The 14,462-nt window shown below is 73.2% G+C and carries 10 protein-coding genes and 2 tRNA genes; 2 read left to right on the top strand and 10 right to left on the bottom strand.

The annotated features are described in order from the left end of the window. Positions 1 to 101 precede the first annotated feature (101 nt). The 5 genes from OHA99_RS25030 to leuS form a co-directional block, all read right to left on the bottom strand. The gene (locus OHA99_RS25030) at positions 102 to 2,660 is read right to left on the bottom strand and encodes a ComEC/Rec2 family competence protein (protein ID WP_405697944.1); all 2,559 of its coding nucleotides are present in this window, start codon (positions 2,658 to 2,660) and stop codon (positions 102 to 104) included. Beyond that, complete coding sequence (locus tag OHA99_RS25025; protein ID WP_405697942.1) at positions 2,657 to 3,799, bottom strand: helix-hairpin-helix domain-containing protein; 1,143 nt, start codon at positions 3,797 to 3,799, stop codon at positions 2,657 to 2,659. The genes OHA99_RS25030 and OHA99_RS25025 overlap by 4 nt, the downstream gene beginning before the upstream one ends. A gap of 111 nt (positions 3,800 to 3,910) precedes the next feature. Beyond that, positions 3,911 to 4,756, bottom strand: coding sequence for a DegV family protein (locus tag OHA99_RS25020; RefSeq protein ID WP_153179891.1), 846 nt, complete (start codon positions 4,754 to 4,756; stop codon positions 3,911 to 3,913). Between the two features lie 127 nt (positions 4,757 to 4,883). Then, positions 4,884 to 5,654 carry a hypothetical protein gene (locus OHA99_RS25015; RefSeq protein WP_164384783.1) on the bottom strand — a complete coding sequence of 257 codons (771 nt, stop codon included), beginning with the start codon at positions 5,652 to 5,654 and terminating at the stop codon, positions 4,884 to 4,886. Positions 5,655 to 5,871: 217 nt separating this feature from the next. Further along, positions 5,872 to 8,799 carry a leucine--tRNA ligase gene (leuS, locus tag OHA99_RS25010; protein ID WP_405697940.1) on the bottom strand — a complete coding sequence of 976 codons (2,928 nt, stop codon included), beginning with the start codon at positions 8,797 to 8,799 and terminating at the stop codon, positions 5,872 to 5,874. Between the two features lie 526 nt (positions 8,800 to 9,325). On the opposite strand from leuS, the gene OHA99_RS25005 reads away from it, so the two are divergent. Both OHA99_RS25005 and OHA99_RS25000 read left to right on the top strand, forming a co-directional pair. Continuing rightward, positions 9,326 to 10,636, top strand: coding sequence for a ferric reductase-like transmembrane domain-containing protein (locus OHA99_RS25005; protein ID WP_153179888.1), 1,311 nt, complete (start codon positions 9,326 to 9,328; stop codon positions 10,634 to 10,636). Beyond that, a complete protein-coding gene (locus OHA99_RS25000; RefSeq protein WP_007449512.1) occupies positions 10,636 to 12,246 on the top strand; it encodes an NADH-quinone oxidoreductase subunit NuoF family protein in 1,611 nt (536 codons plus the stop codon). Before OHA99_RS25005 ends, OHA99_RS25000 begins: the two co-directional genes overlap by 1 nt. A gap of 58 nt (positions 12,247 to 12,304) precedes the next feature. On the opposite strand, the gene OHA99_RS24995 is transcribed toward OHA99_RS25000, so the two are convergent. The 5 genes from OHA99_RS24995 to rsfS form a co-directional block, all read right to left on the bottom strand. Then, positions 12,305 to 12,377, bottom strand: a tRNA-Ala gene (locus OHA99_RS24995). A 133-nt stretch (positions 12,378 to 12,510) separates the two neighbouring features. Then, positions 12,511 to 12,744 (bottom strand): hypothetical protein, encoded by a 234-nt coding sequence (locus OHA99_RS24990; RefSeq protein WP_003976229.1) that lies wholly within the window; start codon positions 12,742 to 12,744, stop codon positions 12,511 to 12,513. Positions 12,745 to 13,121: 377 nt separating this feature from the next. Further along, positions 13,122 to 13,194 (bottom strand) — tRNA-Ala (locus OHA99_RS24985). 128 nt (positions 13,195 to 13,322) lie between these two features. Continuing rightward, complete coding sequence (locus OHA99_RS24980) at positions 13,323 to 13,994, bottom strand: histidine phosphatase family protein (RefSeq protein ID WP_405697937.1); 672 nt, start codon at positions 13,992 to 13,994, stop codon at positions 13,323 to 13,325. Beyond that, positions 13,991 to 14,437, bottom strand: coding sequence for a ribosome silencing factor (gene rsfS / locus OHA99_RS24975; protein ID WP_007449501.1), 447 nt, complete (start codon positions 14,435 to 14,437; stop codon positions 13,991 to 13,993). Before rsfS ends, OHA99_RS24980 begins: the two co-directional genes overlap by 4 nt. Between the last annotated feature and the right edge of the window lie 25 nt (positions 14,438 to 14,462).

Below are 14,462 nucleotides of genomic sequence, written 5' to 3'. Positions count from 1 at the left end.
GGCTCGGGGGCTCTCAGCGGCTCAGCGGCTCAGCGGCTCGGCGGCTCAGCGGCTCAGCGGCTCGGCGGCTCAGCGGCTCGGCGGCTCGGCGGCTCGGGGGATCACTCCCCCGCCACCCGCAGCTCCCTTCCCGTACCGGTGACCGCCAACGCCCCGTCCCGGTCCGTGCGCAGTACCGTCGCGCCCTGGGCGCGCAGGGCCGCGACCGTGCCGGGGTCCGGGTGACCGTAGGTGTTGTCCTCGCCGCAGCTGATGAGGGCCAGGCGTGGGGCGATCCGACGGAGGAAGGCGAAGTCCTGGTGCGCCGAGCCGTGGTGGGCCACCTTCAGCACGTCGACGCCCTTCAACGCCGCTGCCGCCGGGGAGCGGGCCAACTCGCGCTGGGCCGGGGGTTCCAGGTCGCCGAGGAGGAGCAGGCGGATGCCCGCCGTGCGGACCAGGAGGGTGACGCTGGCGTCGTTGGGGCCGCCTTCCGTGCCCGGTGCCGTGGTGGTCGGTGGGCTCGGCGGGGGCCACACCACCTGCCAGGACAGCGGGCCGGAGCGCCGCTGTTCCCCGGCGGACGCGTGTCGCAGGGGGATGTGCCGGGCCGTTGCCTGCCGACGGACGAACTCGGCCTGGTCGGCGGGCTCCTCGAGGGCGGTCGTCCCGATCGCGCCCACCGAGCGGCCCCGCAGTACTCCGGGCAGCCCGGCCACGTGGTCGGCGTGGTAGTGGGTCAGCAGCACGAGGGGGACGCGGGTGATGCCGAGGGAGCGCAGGCAGTGGTCGACCAGGGCGGGGTCGGGGCCCGTGTCCACGACGACGGCCGTCCCCTCGCCCGCCGCGAGGACCAGCGCGTCGCCCTGGCCGACGTCGCACATCACCATCCGCCAGTCCGGCGGGGGCCAGCCCTTGATCACCCGGGCCAGCGGGGGCGGCTGCACCACCACGAGGATCAGCAGCAGGGCGCAGAGGCCGCACCACCAGGAGTGCCGCAGCAGGCGTCGGCCGGCCAGCAGCCCGCCCACCGTGACCAGAGCGAGCAGCGCCGCCCCGGCCCAGCTGCCCGGCCAGTCCACCCCCGCGCCCGGCAGCCGGGCGCCGGCGTGGGCGATTCCGGCGATCCACTCGGCCGGCCAGCCTCCGCACCAGGCAAGGCTCTTGGCCAGCGGCATCGCCAGCGGCGCCGTCGCCAGTGCCGCGAAGCCGAGCACGGTGGCCGGGGCCACCGCGAACTCCGCCAGCAGGTTGCACGGCACCCCCACCAGGCTCACCCGCGCCGACAGCACCGCGACGACCGGCGCGCACAGGGCCTGCGCGGCACCCGCGGCGGCCAGCGCCTCGGCGAGCCGGGGCGGCACCCGGCGCCGGCGCAGCGACGCGCTCCACCGTGGAGCGAGCGTGAGCAGCGCCCCCGTGGCCAGCACGGAGAGCAGGAAGCCGTAACTCCGGGCCAGCCAGGGGTCGTAGAGCACCAGGAGCAGTACCGCGGTCGCGAGGGCCGGCAGGAGCGATCTGCGGCGCCCGGTGGCCAGAGCGAGCAGCGCGACGGAGCCGCAGGCCGCCGCCCGCAGCACGCTCGGGTCGGGACGGCACACGACGACGAAGGCCGACGCGAGCAGGCCGCCGAGCAGCGCGGTCGTGCGCAGGTGGAGGCCGAGGCGGGGCGCCAGGCCTCGGCGCTCGCTGCGCTGGGCCAGGCCCGGCGGGCCGAGGAGCAGGGCGAGCACGATGGTGAAGTTGGCGCCGGACACCGCGAGCGTGTGCGTGAGGTCGGTTTCCTTGAACGCCTCCTCCAACTCGGGCGTGACGCGTGAGGTGTCTCCGACGACCAGGCCCGGCAGCAGCGCCCTCGCGTCCGTCGGCAGGTCCTCGGTCGCCTCGCGCAGGCCGGACCGCAACCGGCCCGCCAGGCGTTGCGCCGTCGAGGGCTTCGCCGTCGTCTCCGGTGTCCGCCGGCCGGCCCGGACACGCAGTACCGCGGCGATCCGGTCGCCGCGCGTCCTCGGGGGCGACAGACGGGCGGTGACCTTGAACCGGGTGGTCGGCAGCAGGTTCAGCCAGCGGGACGAGGCGGCCTCGGTGCGGGACTCGCCGACATCCACGAGTACGAGGACCGGCGTCCGGGTCGTCACCGCCCGCCCGTCCCTCTCCGTCACCCTCCGCACGTCGGCCTCGATCAGCACCGTGGGCGGCACGGCGCGGTCGCCCCTGACGCGTGGCCGGGTGAGGCGGGGGTCGGCCGTGACCTCCACCTCCGCGGTGACGGTGGCGTACCGCCGCGCCAGCTCCGGCACGGGCCCCCGGCGCAGGTCCGCGCCGTGCAGTGCGGCCGAGCCGGCGGACGCGGCGACGCAGAGCAACAGGGCGGCGACCGGTACGTGGGGGCGTCCGCGCGGCGCCGCCAGCAGCAGTGCTCCGGCCAGGAGGAGGCTGCCCGTCACCACGCCCACCGCCCAGCCCGCCGGCGCGTCCAGCACCAGCGCCGCCGTCGCCCACGCCGCCAGAGCGGGTGGCACCAGGCGCAGGTCCGCGGGGCCCTCCTGCCGGGGATGGGCCGCGCCCAGCCGGTGACCGGAGGCGGCGTGCACGACGGCACGCGGGGGCCTCGTGAGCGGCTGCTCCTCAGCCCCGGGGGTCCCGTCCCGCCTGCCCGCACGGGTCACGTCCGTGTTCATGGCCGTACGAGGTCCCGCAGGTCGGCGAAGCGGCGCTCGCCGATGCCGTTGACCTCGCGCAGTTCGTCCACCGAGCGGAAGCCGCCGTGTTGGGTGCGGTAGTCGATGATGTGCTGGGCGAGGACCGGGCCGACGCCCGGGAGGGTGTCGAGCTGGTCGGTGGTCGCCGTGTTGAGGGAGACGGGTGCGGCGGGCCCTGCTCCCGCCTGTCCGCCGGAAGCAGTCCCCGGTCCCGGCGGGGGCGCGGGCGCGGACGCTCCGACCATCACCTGCTCGCCGTCCACCAGGAAGCGGGCCCGGTTCAGTCCGTCGGTCTTCGTGCCGGGCTTCACGCCTCCGGCGGCTCGCAGGGCGTCCTCGACGCGGGAACCCGCCGGAAGGCTGTGAACGCCGGGTTTGCGGACCTTGCCGCCGACGTCCACCACGATCTCGGCCCCGGCACCGGCCCCGGCGCCGGTCGTGGGCGCGGCACCCGGCTCGGGCTCCTTGGCCGTGGCGCGGTCCCCGGTCGCCGGCCCCGATGTCGCCGCTCCGTACGCCGCCGCCTCCCGGACCACCTCGGGTGCCGCCACGGGCTGGGCGCGGCCGGACCGGAAGTGCTGCACCGCGAAGACCGCCGCGACGACGAGCAGCACGGAAAGCGCGACCACGCTGCGCCGCTCCAGGCCGCAGCGGGTCTGCAACCACAACGGCATCCGCTCCCGCAGTGCCTGCCCGGTCCGCTCCCGCCAGGTCGTCGTGGCTCCCCCGGAGTCACCGATGCGCGTGACGCCGGGGGCCTCAAGCGCACCATGGGCAGCCGGGACAGCCGGGACAGCTGCGACATCGGGCGCACCAATGGCATCGGTGGCATCGGCCCCGGGCAACGGCGGCCCCTTGCCCGACTCGCCCTGCGTCCCCTGCGTCCCCTCCGTCCCCTCCTGTCCGGCGTGCTCGGTGCGCTCCCCGAAGAGCGCCTCCGCCCTTTGCCGCAGCTCCTCCGGCGGTGCGTGCCGGCGGCCGTGCCGAGCGGGGGGACGGGGGCGGGCGTGAGAGGGGGAGCCGGGTACGCGGCGGTGGGCGAGGCGGCCGTCGGAGGCCGGGGCGCGGCCCGGGCCGCTGGTCGCGGACGCGGTACGTGAGCGTGATCGAAGAGCCATGCGACGAGGATCGGGCACCCCGGCACCCTCGCGATGATCATGGTCAATTCCCGGGGACTACCCACCGGTTGTGGAAAACTCCGGCCCCCTCACGGGTGACCCGGCAGGCGCTCACCGCGGCGAGACCACGACCCCCAGCAGCCCCGGCCCCGTGTGCGCGCCGATCACCGCGCCGACCTCGCTCACGTGCAGGTCGGCCAGCCCGGGCACCCGCTCCCGCAGGCGGTCCGCCAGGGCCGACGCCCGGTCCGGGGCGGCGAGATGGTGGACGGCGACGTCGACGGGCGCGCTGCCCGCGCGGTCGGCGGCGATCTCCTCGAGCCGGGCGATGGCCTTCGACGCCGTCCGCACCTTCTCCAGGGGTTCGATGCGGCCGCCCTCCAGCTGGAGGAGCGGCTTCACGGCGAGCGCGGAGCCGAACAGCGCCTGGGCCGCCCCGATCCGGCCACCCCGGCGCAGATAGTCGAGGGTGTCGACGTAGAAGTAGGCGGAGGTGCCCGCGGCCCGCTTCTCGGCGGCGGTGACGGCCTCGTCCACCGTGCCGCCCGCCTCCGCCGTCTCCGCGGCGGCCAGCGCGCAGAAGCCCAGGGCCATCGCGATCATCCCGGTGTCCACTACCCGCACCGGGATCGATGCCCCGCGCGCCGCGACGACGGCCGCGTCGTGCGTGCCGGAGAGCTCGGCGGACAGGTGGAGGGAGACGATGCCGTCGGCGCCGGACTCGGCGATCCGGCGGTAGGTCTCGGCGAAGAGTTCGGGGCTGGGGCGGGAGGTGGTGACCGGCCGGCGTTTCTGGAGGGCCTGGGCGAGGGAGCGGGTGGAGATCTCGGTGCCCTCCTCCAGGGCCCGGTCGCCCAGGACGACGGTCAGGGGTACCGCGGTGATGCCGTGCCGCTCCATCGTCCGGGCCGGGAGGTAGGCCGTTGAATCCGTGACGATAGCGACATGGCGGGACATGAGCTGGAGGTTACCTGGCGTAGTGCCCGTACGGCAGTCCGGCCTCGTCGACCGGGCGTTCACAGGGCCGTGCCGGGCTCGACGGGACGGGCCGGCCGGCCGGACGAGCCGGTCGGCCCACGCCGCGTCAGGTCGTGCTCTCGGGGCGGGCCTTCTTCTGCCAGGGGTACACGGGAGGCGCGGCGGGCGGGGTGATGGCGGGGCGGGCGGTGTCCGCCTCCGCGGGCTCCCGCGCCGGGGAGTCCGGCCAGGTCTGCCGGGCGGACGCGGCGTCGGCGGGCGGGGCCTCGGGCCAGGACGGCGGCGCGGCGGCCGGCCCCGCCGTCGGCTCCGTCCCGGCCTCCGTCGGCGTCGTCTGCGTCCAGTGCCGCAGCGCACCGGCCTCCACGTCGATCTGGGCGCTCAGCGAGTCCAGGTCGTCGTCCGCGAAGCGGTGGGCGCGGTCGCGGGCCGCCCAGCGCAGGGCGTCGGCCGATTGTGTGATGCGCTCGGTGCGCTCGCGCAGTCCGGGCAGGCGCTCGGCGAGGGTGGCGCGGTCCGGCTCGGACTCCAGCCGCCGCAGCTCGCCGTCCAGCTCGAAGCCGTGTGCGCTGAGCCGCTCGAAGAGGGCGAGGGACTCCTTGAGGGACTCGTCCTCCGCCACGCGCGCGTGCAGCGCGTCCTGCGTGGCCCGCATGGAGGTGCGCAGCGTCAGCCGCAGCTGTGCCAGCTCGGCCGCCGGCCCCACCTGGACCAGGGACTTGGCCCGCAGGGTGTGGTCCTCGACGGTGCGGCGGGCCTGTGTGATGCCGCGGTCCACGCTGCGCTTGGCGGCGCCGACGGCCTTCACCGTGGCGTAGACACCCAGCACGACGGCGAGCAGGAAGAGCAGGGCGAACACTGTGAGCGCTGCTTCCACGAGGCTCCTCCTTCGGACGTCCGGCCCGCGCACCGGCGGTCCGCGGCACACGTCGCGCCGCTCTTCCACGGTAAACGCAGCGGGCAGGCCCAGGGTTCCGTGAGAACCCCGAACCTGCCCGTACCGGACCCCGAGCCCGCCCCTAGGGGACGCCGCGAAGCGCCTCCCGACCGGCCCCGGTCTCCGCCTACGCCTACGCCTACGCCTACGCCTACGCCTACGCCGGCACGATGTTCACCAGCTTCGGCGCCCGCACGATCACCTTCCGGATCCCGGCCCCGCCCAGCGCGGCCACGACCTTCTCGTCGGCCAGCGCCGCCTTCTCCAGGTCGTCGTCGGAGATGGAGGGGGCGACCTCCAGGCGGGCCTTGACCTTGCCCTTGATCTGGACGACGCAGGTCACGGTCTCGTCGACGACGTAGGCCGGGTCGGCGACCGGGAAGTCCTCGTGGACCACCGAGGACGCGTGCCCCAGCTTGCGCCACAGCTCCTCGGCGACGTGCGGGGCCAGCGGCGCGACCAGCAGCACCAGGCGCTCGGCGACCGACCGCGGGACCGGGCCCCCGGCCTTGGTCAGGTGGTTGTTCAGCTCGGTGACCTTGGCGATGGCGGTGTTGAACCGCATGCCCTCCAGGTCCTGCCGCACGCCGTCGACGGCCTTGTGCAGGGCGCGCAGGGTGCCGGCGTCGATGTCGCCCTCCGCGACGTCGGCCACGGACAGCTCGCCGGTGTTCTCGTCGACGACGTTGCGCCACAGCCGCTGCAGCAGCCGGAACTGGCCCACCACCGCGCGGGTGTCCCACGGCCGGGAGACGTCCAGGGGGCCCATCGCCATCTCGTACAGGCGCAGGGTGTCGGCGCCGTACTCGGCGCAGATCTCGTCGGGGGTGACCGCGTTCTTCAGGGACTTGCCCATCTTGCCCAGCAGCCGGGAGACCTTCTCGCCCTGGTAGTAGTAGGCGCCGTCGCGCTCCTCGACCTCGGCGGCCGGCACCGCGATGCCGCGGCCGTCCCGGTAGACGTAGGCCTGGATCATGCCCTGGTTGAACAGCTTGTGGAACGGCTCGGCCGAGGAGACGTGCCCCAGGTCGAACAGGACCTTGGACCAGAAGCGGGCGTACAGCAGGTGCAGCACGGCGTGCTCGGCGCCGCCGACGTACAGGTCGACGCCGCCGTGCGGCAGGCCCTCGCGCGGGCCCATCCAGTACTGCTCGATCTCGGGGTCGACCAGCTGCTCGCCGTTGTGCGGGTCCAGGTAGCGCAGTTCGTACCAGCAGGAGCCGGCCCAGTTGGGCATGGTGTTGGTCTCGCGGCGGTACTTGCGCGGGCCGCGGCCGTCGCCCAGGTCCAGGGTGACGTTGACCCAGTCCTCGTTTCGGGACAGCGGGGTCTCGGGCTCGGTGTCGGCGTCGTCCGGGTCGAAGGTGCGCGGGGAGTAGTCCTCGACCTCGGGCAGCTCCAGGGGCAGCATCGACGCGGGCAGGGGGTGGGCGGTGCCGTCCTCGTCGTAGACGATGGGGAAGGGCTCGCCCCAGTAGCGCTGGCGGCTGAACAGCCAGTCGCGCAGGCGGAAGTTGACGGTGCCCGCACCGGCGCCGGTGCGCTCCAGCCACTCGGTGATGCGTTCCTTGGCCTCGACGACGGGCAGGCCGTCCAGGGTGACGCCCTCGCCCGAGGAGCCGGAACTGGAGCCGGCGCTGGACGAGTTGATGATCTTCGCGTCGTACGACCCGAAGGCGTCCTCCCACGTCGAGGTGTCGGTGCCGCGGCCGTCGGTCGGCTCGACGATGCAGCGGATCGGCAGCTCGAAGGCGCGGGCGAACTCGAAGTCGCGCTGGTCGCCCGCCGGGACGGCCATGATCGCGCCGGTGCCGTACCCCATCAGCACGTAGTCGGCGATGAAGACCGGGACCTGCTCGCCGTTGACCGGGTTGGTCGCGTACGCGCCGATGAAGACGCCGGTCTTGTCCTTGGCCTCGGCCTGCCGCTCGACGTCGGACTTCGAGGCGGCCTGCGCGCGGTAGGCGGCGACGGCCTCGGCCGGGGTGGCGTGGCCGCCGGTCCACGCGTCGTGCGTGCCCTCGGGCCAGGCGTCCGGGGTGAACTTCTCGACCAGCGGGTGCTCGGGCGCCAGCACCATGTAGGTCGCGCCGAACAGGGTGTCGGGGCGGGTGGTGAAGACGGTGATGCGCTCGCCGTCGATCGGGAAGTCGACGCGGGCGCCCTCGGAGCGGCCGATCCAGTTGCGCTGCTGCAGCTTGATCGCCTCGGGCCAGTCCAGCGCGTCCAGGTCGTCCAGCAGCCGGTCGGCGTAGGCGGTGATCCGCATGTTCCACTGGCGCAGCTTGGACTTGAAGACGGGGAAGTTGCCGCGCTCGGAGCGGCCGTCGGCCGTGACCTCCTCGTTGGCCAGCACGGTGCCCAGTCCGGGGCACCAGTTGACCGGCGCGTCGGAGGCGTAGGCCAGGCGGTACTCGCCCAGGACGTCGGCGCGCTCGGTCCCGGTCAGGCTGCTCCACGCCCGGCCCGCGTGGCCCGGGACCTCCCGCTCACCGGACTCGAACTGCGCGACCAGCTCGGTGATCGGGCGGGCCTTCTGCGCCTCGTCGTCGTACCAGGAGTTGAAGATCTGCAGGAAGATCCACTGGGTCCACTTGTAGTACTCGGGGTCGATCGTGGCGAACGACCGGCGCTTGTCGTGGCCCAGTCCCAGCCGGCGCAGCTGGGACTTCATGTTCTCCATGTTGGCTTCGGTGGACACGCGCGGGTGCGTGCCGGTCTGCACGGCGTACTGCTCGGCGGGCAGGCCGAAGGCGTCGAAGCCCAGGGTGTGCAGGACGTTGTGGCCGGTCATCCGCTGGAAGCGGGCGAAGACGTCGGTGGCGATGTACCCCAGAGGGTGACCGACGTGCAGGCCCGCACCGGACGGGTACGGGAACATGTCCATGATGAACTTCTTGGGCTTGGCGACCAGCTCCGGGTCGCCCGCCAGGTCACCCTTGGGGTTCGGCGCGGCGTACGTCCCCTCGGCGTCCCAGAAGTCCTGCCAGCGTGCCTCGATCTCGGCGGCCATGGCAGCCGTGTAGCGGTGCGGCGCGGCGTCCGCCGACACAGGGGCGGTCGCCGCGGGGTTCGTCTCGCTCATGATCCTCAAAGCTCCATCGATCGTCTCTGCCAGCGGCTGCGACCTTCATGACCAGCGGCTGCGAGGGCCGGGAAATGAGAAATCCCCTCGCACAGGAGGGGACGCCGCGCCGATTCCGGCCACCGGACTACGACCGGGGTCGGGACTGATCAGCGCGGCTCGCTAAGCAGAAGGCGTACGGCACGCATGGCGTCAGGGTACCGCAGTCGCCGACCGGGCCGCTCCCGGGCTTGAGGAGCACCGGAATCCGGCGTCCGAGATCCGGAAACCGGAGGTCGATCTGAACCAAAGTCAAAGGTTACTTCGCGTAACGACCACTAAGGGACGCCGTCACGAGCGCGCCGTCATTTGATAACAACGCAATAACTCAAACCACCTACCCACGGGTATGGCGCCACTTAGAGTGCGGCAGCGGGACCGCTTTCCCGAACCGCTCCGGAGTCGCCCCCATGAACCCTCCCCCGATCCACCCTCGCGACAACAGCTCGCCGCCTTTCCTCACGTCCCTGACGTGGGGAGGCCTGCCGTGGTGACGAACGACAGCACGGTGGACGACACCTTCGCCCAGTTCCTCAACTTCGGCGCCGGCGTCCTCTCCCTGGTCTTCCTCAGCTGCTCGGTGATCTGGGGCCTGCTCGCCCAGGACCGGATCGTCCTCGACACCCGGCAGCGGATCCTGGCCCAGGCGGTGCACCGGGTCACCGCGGTCGCCTCGGTCGTGTTCCTTCTGGTGCACATCGTGGTCAAACTCGTCCTCGACCACACCACCTGGGTCGCCGCGGTCCTCCCGTTCGGGCTCCTGGCCACGGACGACGAGTCGTTCGGCGGCCGGGCCGTCCTCATCGGCTTCGGCACCCTGGCCAGCATGCTCATGATCTTCGTGGGGGTCACCGGAGCACTGCGCAACCGCTTCGCGTCCCCGGCCCCCGTGGCGGCCCGCTGGCGGGCGATGCACATGCTGGCCTACCCGGCCTGGTGCCTGGCCCTGCTGCACGGGCTCTACGCGGGTCGAGCGGCGAAGCCGGTCTTCACGATCCTGTACGCCCTGTCCGTGGTCGGCGTCATGGCGGCCCTGGCGCTGCGTGCGGCGCCCCGCCCGGTCAAGCGCAAGGTCGCCGACCGGATCGCCGGCCTCCTCGGCACCGGGGACCGGCTCGCCCGCGAAGAGCGCGAGGACGGCGAGGAGCTCGACGAGAGGGCGCAGCGGCGGCCGAGGGACACCGCCGCCCTGCCGGGCCACGAGCGCGCCGGGGCGTCCCGGTCACGCGGCGCGTCCCCGTCCGCGCGGCTGTACGAGCCCGCGGAGCGCCTCACTCCCCCGGAGCCCGCGGGCGGCTTCGCGGCGGCCTACCGCGCCGTGTCCGGCCCCTCCGGCGGCGCGCGCCGGCCGCCGCTGACGGCCGACCCGGCCGCGTCCGCCGCCCCGCCGCAGCCGGACCTGTGGCCCACCGCGGCCATGCCCGTCGTCGACAGCGGTGGCAGCACCTCGGGCAGCTGGCCCATACCGTCGCCGCCCCCGGTCGGCGAGGCACCCCCGTCGCACTACGACCCGCTCAGCGACACGGGACACACCATCCCGGTCTACGGCGACACGGACGCCGCGGGCCCCTCCGGGACCCCCTCCGCGCCCTACGCGTCGCCGTACGCCCCGGGCTACGGATCGAGTGACGTGTACGACACCCGTGAGACGAACGCGGTCCACGACACGTACTACCCGAACGACACGTACAACAGCGGTCCCACCCCTGAACCAACCCCCGGTGCGCCGTCGTCGCCCCGCGACTTCGACGCACCGGGTTCCGGTGAACCTTGGAACACGCCTTCCGGAGGCTTTTAGTGAACGAGGCCCTGCCCGACGTCCCAGAGGTCCGCGTGGTCGGGCTTCCCCAGCTCACGTCGGGCTTCGACCTTGTCGAGCGGCTTGATCTGCCGATGCACCTCAAGGTGCACGGCCCGCTCGAACCGATGGGCGGGGAGCAGCTCGCGCAGCTCTCCGAACGCATCGGCCTGAAGGGCCGCGGCGGCGCGGGCTTCCCCTTCCACAAGAAGCTGCGCTCGGTCGCCGAGGCGGCGATCAAGCGCGGCGTACGGCCGGTCGTGGTCGTCAACGGCAGCGAGGACGAGCCGGCCTGCCGCAAGGACACGGTGCTGATCAACCGCGCCCCGCACCTGATCCTGGACGGCGCGCTGCTGTGCGCCGAGGCCATGGGCGCCCGCACGCTGGTCATCGGGGTCACCCGCGAGTCCACGCAGCGCTCCATGGAGGCCGCCCTCGCCGAGCGCGGCCTGAGCAACGGCCGCCGGTCCGCCCTCCGCGCGCGCGTGCAGCGCAATCCGGTGCGCATGGTCACCGGCGCGGCGGCCTCGCTGATCCGCTCCATCGACGGCGGCCCGGCCATCCCGCCCGGCCGCAAGGTGAGCGCCTCCAGGAGCGGCGTCGGCGGCGCCCCGACCCTGCTGTCCAACGCCGAGACCTTCGCCCAGCTGGCGATCGCCGCCCGCATCGGCCCGGAGCGCTACGGCAACACCGGCCTGTACGACGAGCCGGGCACCGTGATGCTCACCGTCTCCGGCGCGGTGGCCCGGCCCATGGTGATCGAGGTGCCGACGGGCGTGCCGCTGCGCTACGTCCTTCAGCTGGCCGGCGCCCCGCCGGTGCCGCAGGGCGTGCTGACCGGCGGTTACCACGGCAAGTGGATCGACGCGGCGACCGTGGACGAGGCGATCGTCTCGCGCAACTCGCTGCAACAGGTCGGCGGCTCGCTCGGCGCGGGCGCGATCCTGCCGATCGGTCAGGACACCTGCCCGCTGGGCGAGTCGCTGCGGGTGGCGCAGTGGCTGGCGGAGGAGAGCGCCGGCCAGTGCGGGCCCTGCTATCTGGGCCTGCCGGCCGCCGCGCGGGGCCTCGAGGACATCCTCAACGGCGGCGGCCCGGCCGCCCTGGAGGCGGTCAAGCAGGTCGCGAGGAACGTGAAGCGGCGCGGCGCCTGTTCGCACCCGGACGGCTCGGCGATGTTCCTGGAGTCGACCGTCAAGGCGTTCACGGACGACCTGGCCGCCCATGTCCTCGGCAACGGCTGCGGGCGGCCCGTGGAGGGCGTCCTGCCGCTCTTCGAGGGAGGCAGGGCACCCACGGGCGTCCCGGGCGGCGGGGAGGAGAACGGCCCCAGCCGGCAGAAGATCTACGTCGACTGGACGCTGTGCCGGGGCCACGGGCTGTGCGCCGACATCCTGCCGGAGGTCTTCCAGCTCGGCGCCGACGGCTTCCCGACCGTCGCGCAGGCCGAGGTGCCCCGTTTCGCGGAGGCCAAGGCGGTGCGCGCGGTGCGCCGCTGCCCGGCGCTGGCGCTGCGCATCGAGGAGGACACCCGCACGCAGGCGCCGTCCTCGCGCACCAACCTGCCGGTGCTGTCCCAGGGCCGCGGCCGCCGGGCGCTCGGCCGCTGAGGCCGGAGACGGACGAACCCCCCGGACCGAAGATCCGGGGGGTTCGTCTGTGTGATTGTGGAGCTAAGGAGAATTGAACTCCTGACCTCCTGCATGCCATGCAGGCGCTCTACCAACTGAGCTATAGCCCCTTGTTTTCCGCCGCCCGGTCTCCCCGGCGGCGACGCCAACATTACACGGTCGACCGGGCACAACACCAAATCGTTTCCGCTTTGCCCGTTTCGCCCTCTTGCGGGTTCGACGAGGCGTCGGGCCGTCAGGACGTCAGGCCGTCACGAACGAGTAGAACCGCTTGAGCGTGCAGTGCTCCTCGAGGAGCCGGCCGTAGATCGGCTCGCCCTCGAGTTCGCGGTACGTCTCGATGGGGTCGCCCTTTATGATCAGCGCCCGCGCGCATTCCTCGCACCAGTACTGGTAGTCGGGGTTGACCGGCTCCATGTCGCGCACGATGGGCGTGCCGCTGCCGCACCAGTCGCACTTCCGCCTGTGTGCACCCATCGCTCAGCTCCAGCTGTGGCCGCAGGCCGTGCACACGTAAGAGATTCCGCCGTTGTCGCCGAGGACTTGGGCCACGTGCCCGGATCCGCAGGAAGGGCAGCTGAGACGGGTGAGCGTGTTCCTCGCCACCGCTCCGCCGAGGAGGTGACCGACCTCCTCGAGGATGCTCCCAGGCATCGCCACTCCCTCCCGTCGGGCCGCGGTCCCCTTCCGGCCGTTTGATTCTGCCACGACCGGGCCGACCCGGTCAGCGACGCCTCAGTACCGGTCCGGACACGGAGTCCATTGACGTATACGCCTGTGGGACGCGTGTTGCTCAAGCGGGCGGAGACGAAAAATCCCGCCCCCCGAAGGGGACGGGATTCGTCCGTGGGCTGTGGAGCTAAGGAGAATTGAACTCCTGACCTCCTGCATGCCATGCAGGCGCTCTACCAACTGAGCTATAGCCCCTGGTGCCACGCGACCCGGGCCGCATGGTCCTTCTCTTCGCTCGCTCCGCTCGGCGGGGCGAACAAGAAGAACTTTAGCCTGCGACCTGCCGGAAAGTGAAATCCGGGTCCCGGCCCGCCGGAGACGGCTCAGACGTCGTCGCCGAGGACCGGTTCCGGCAGCGTGCCCGCGTTGTGCTCCAGCAGGCGCCAGCCGCGGGCGCCCTCGCCCAGGACGGACCAGCAGCAGTTGGTGAGGCCGCCGAGGCTCTCCCAGCTGTGCGGTTCCAGGCCGAGCAGGCGGCCGATGGTGGTGCGGATCGTGCCGCCGTGGCTGACCACGACGAGGGTGCCGTCCTCGGGGAGCTTCTCGGCGTGCCGGAGCACCACGGGGGCCGCGCGGTCGGCGACCTCGGTCTCCAGCTCGCCGCCGCCGCGGCGCACGGGCTCGCCGCGCTTCCAGGCCGCGTACTCGTCGCCGTGCCGGGCGATGATCTCGTCGTGGGTCAGCCCCTGCCAGACGCCCGCGTAGGTCTCCCGCAGGCCCTCCTCCAGGGTGACCTCGAGGCCGGTGAGCACGGACAGCTCGGCGGCCGTGTCCGCGGCGCGCACGAGGTCGGAGGCGACGATCGCGTCGGGCCGCAGGTGCACGAGCAGTCCGGCCGCACGGCGGGCCTGGGCGACGCCGGTCCCGGTCAGCTCGACGTCCGTGCTGCCCTGGAAGCGGCGCTCCACGTTCCACGCGGTCTGGCCGTGCCGCCAGAGGATGACGCGCCGGCCGCGGCCGGGCTTGCCGGCCGTCACCTCGCCGGTGGCGCTCATCGCCAGTCCTCGTCGGTCCGCGTCGCCTCCTCGGCGGCCTGGAGCTTGGCGTGCTCCTCCGCCTTGCCGCGGGTCTCCTTGGCGTCGGCGGGCAGGTCCAGCTCGGGGCAGTCCTTCCACAGCCGCTCCAGGGCGTAGAAGACGCGCTCCTCGCTGTGCTGGACGTGGACGACGATGTCGACGTAGTCGAGCAGGACCCAGCGGGCCTCGCGGTCGCCCTCGCGGCGCACCGGCTTGGCACCCAGCTCCTTGTTCAGCCGCTCCTCGATCTCGTCGACGATGGACTTGACCTGGCGGTCGTTGGGTGCGGAGGCCAGCAGGAAGGCGTCCGTGATCGACAGCACGTCGCTGACGTCGTAGGCGATGATGTCGTGCGCGAGCTTGTCGGCCGCCGCCTGTGCGGCGGCGTTGATGAGTTCGATGGAGCGGTCGGTCGCGGTCACTGCCTGGCTTTCGGGTCGGCGGTCG

Source organism: Streptomyces coelicoflavus, assembly GCF_045041415.1.
Classification (GTDB): Bacteria; Actinomycetota; Actinomycetes; order Streptomycetales; family Streptomycetaceae; genus Streptomyces; species Streptomyces coelicoflavus.
This window is presented reverse-complemented; position numbering and strand designations above follow the sequence as displayed.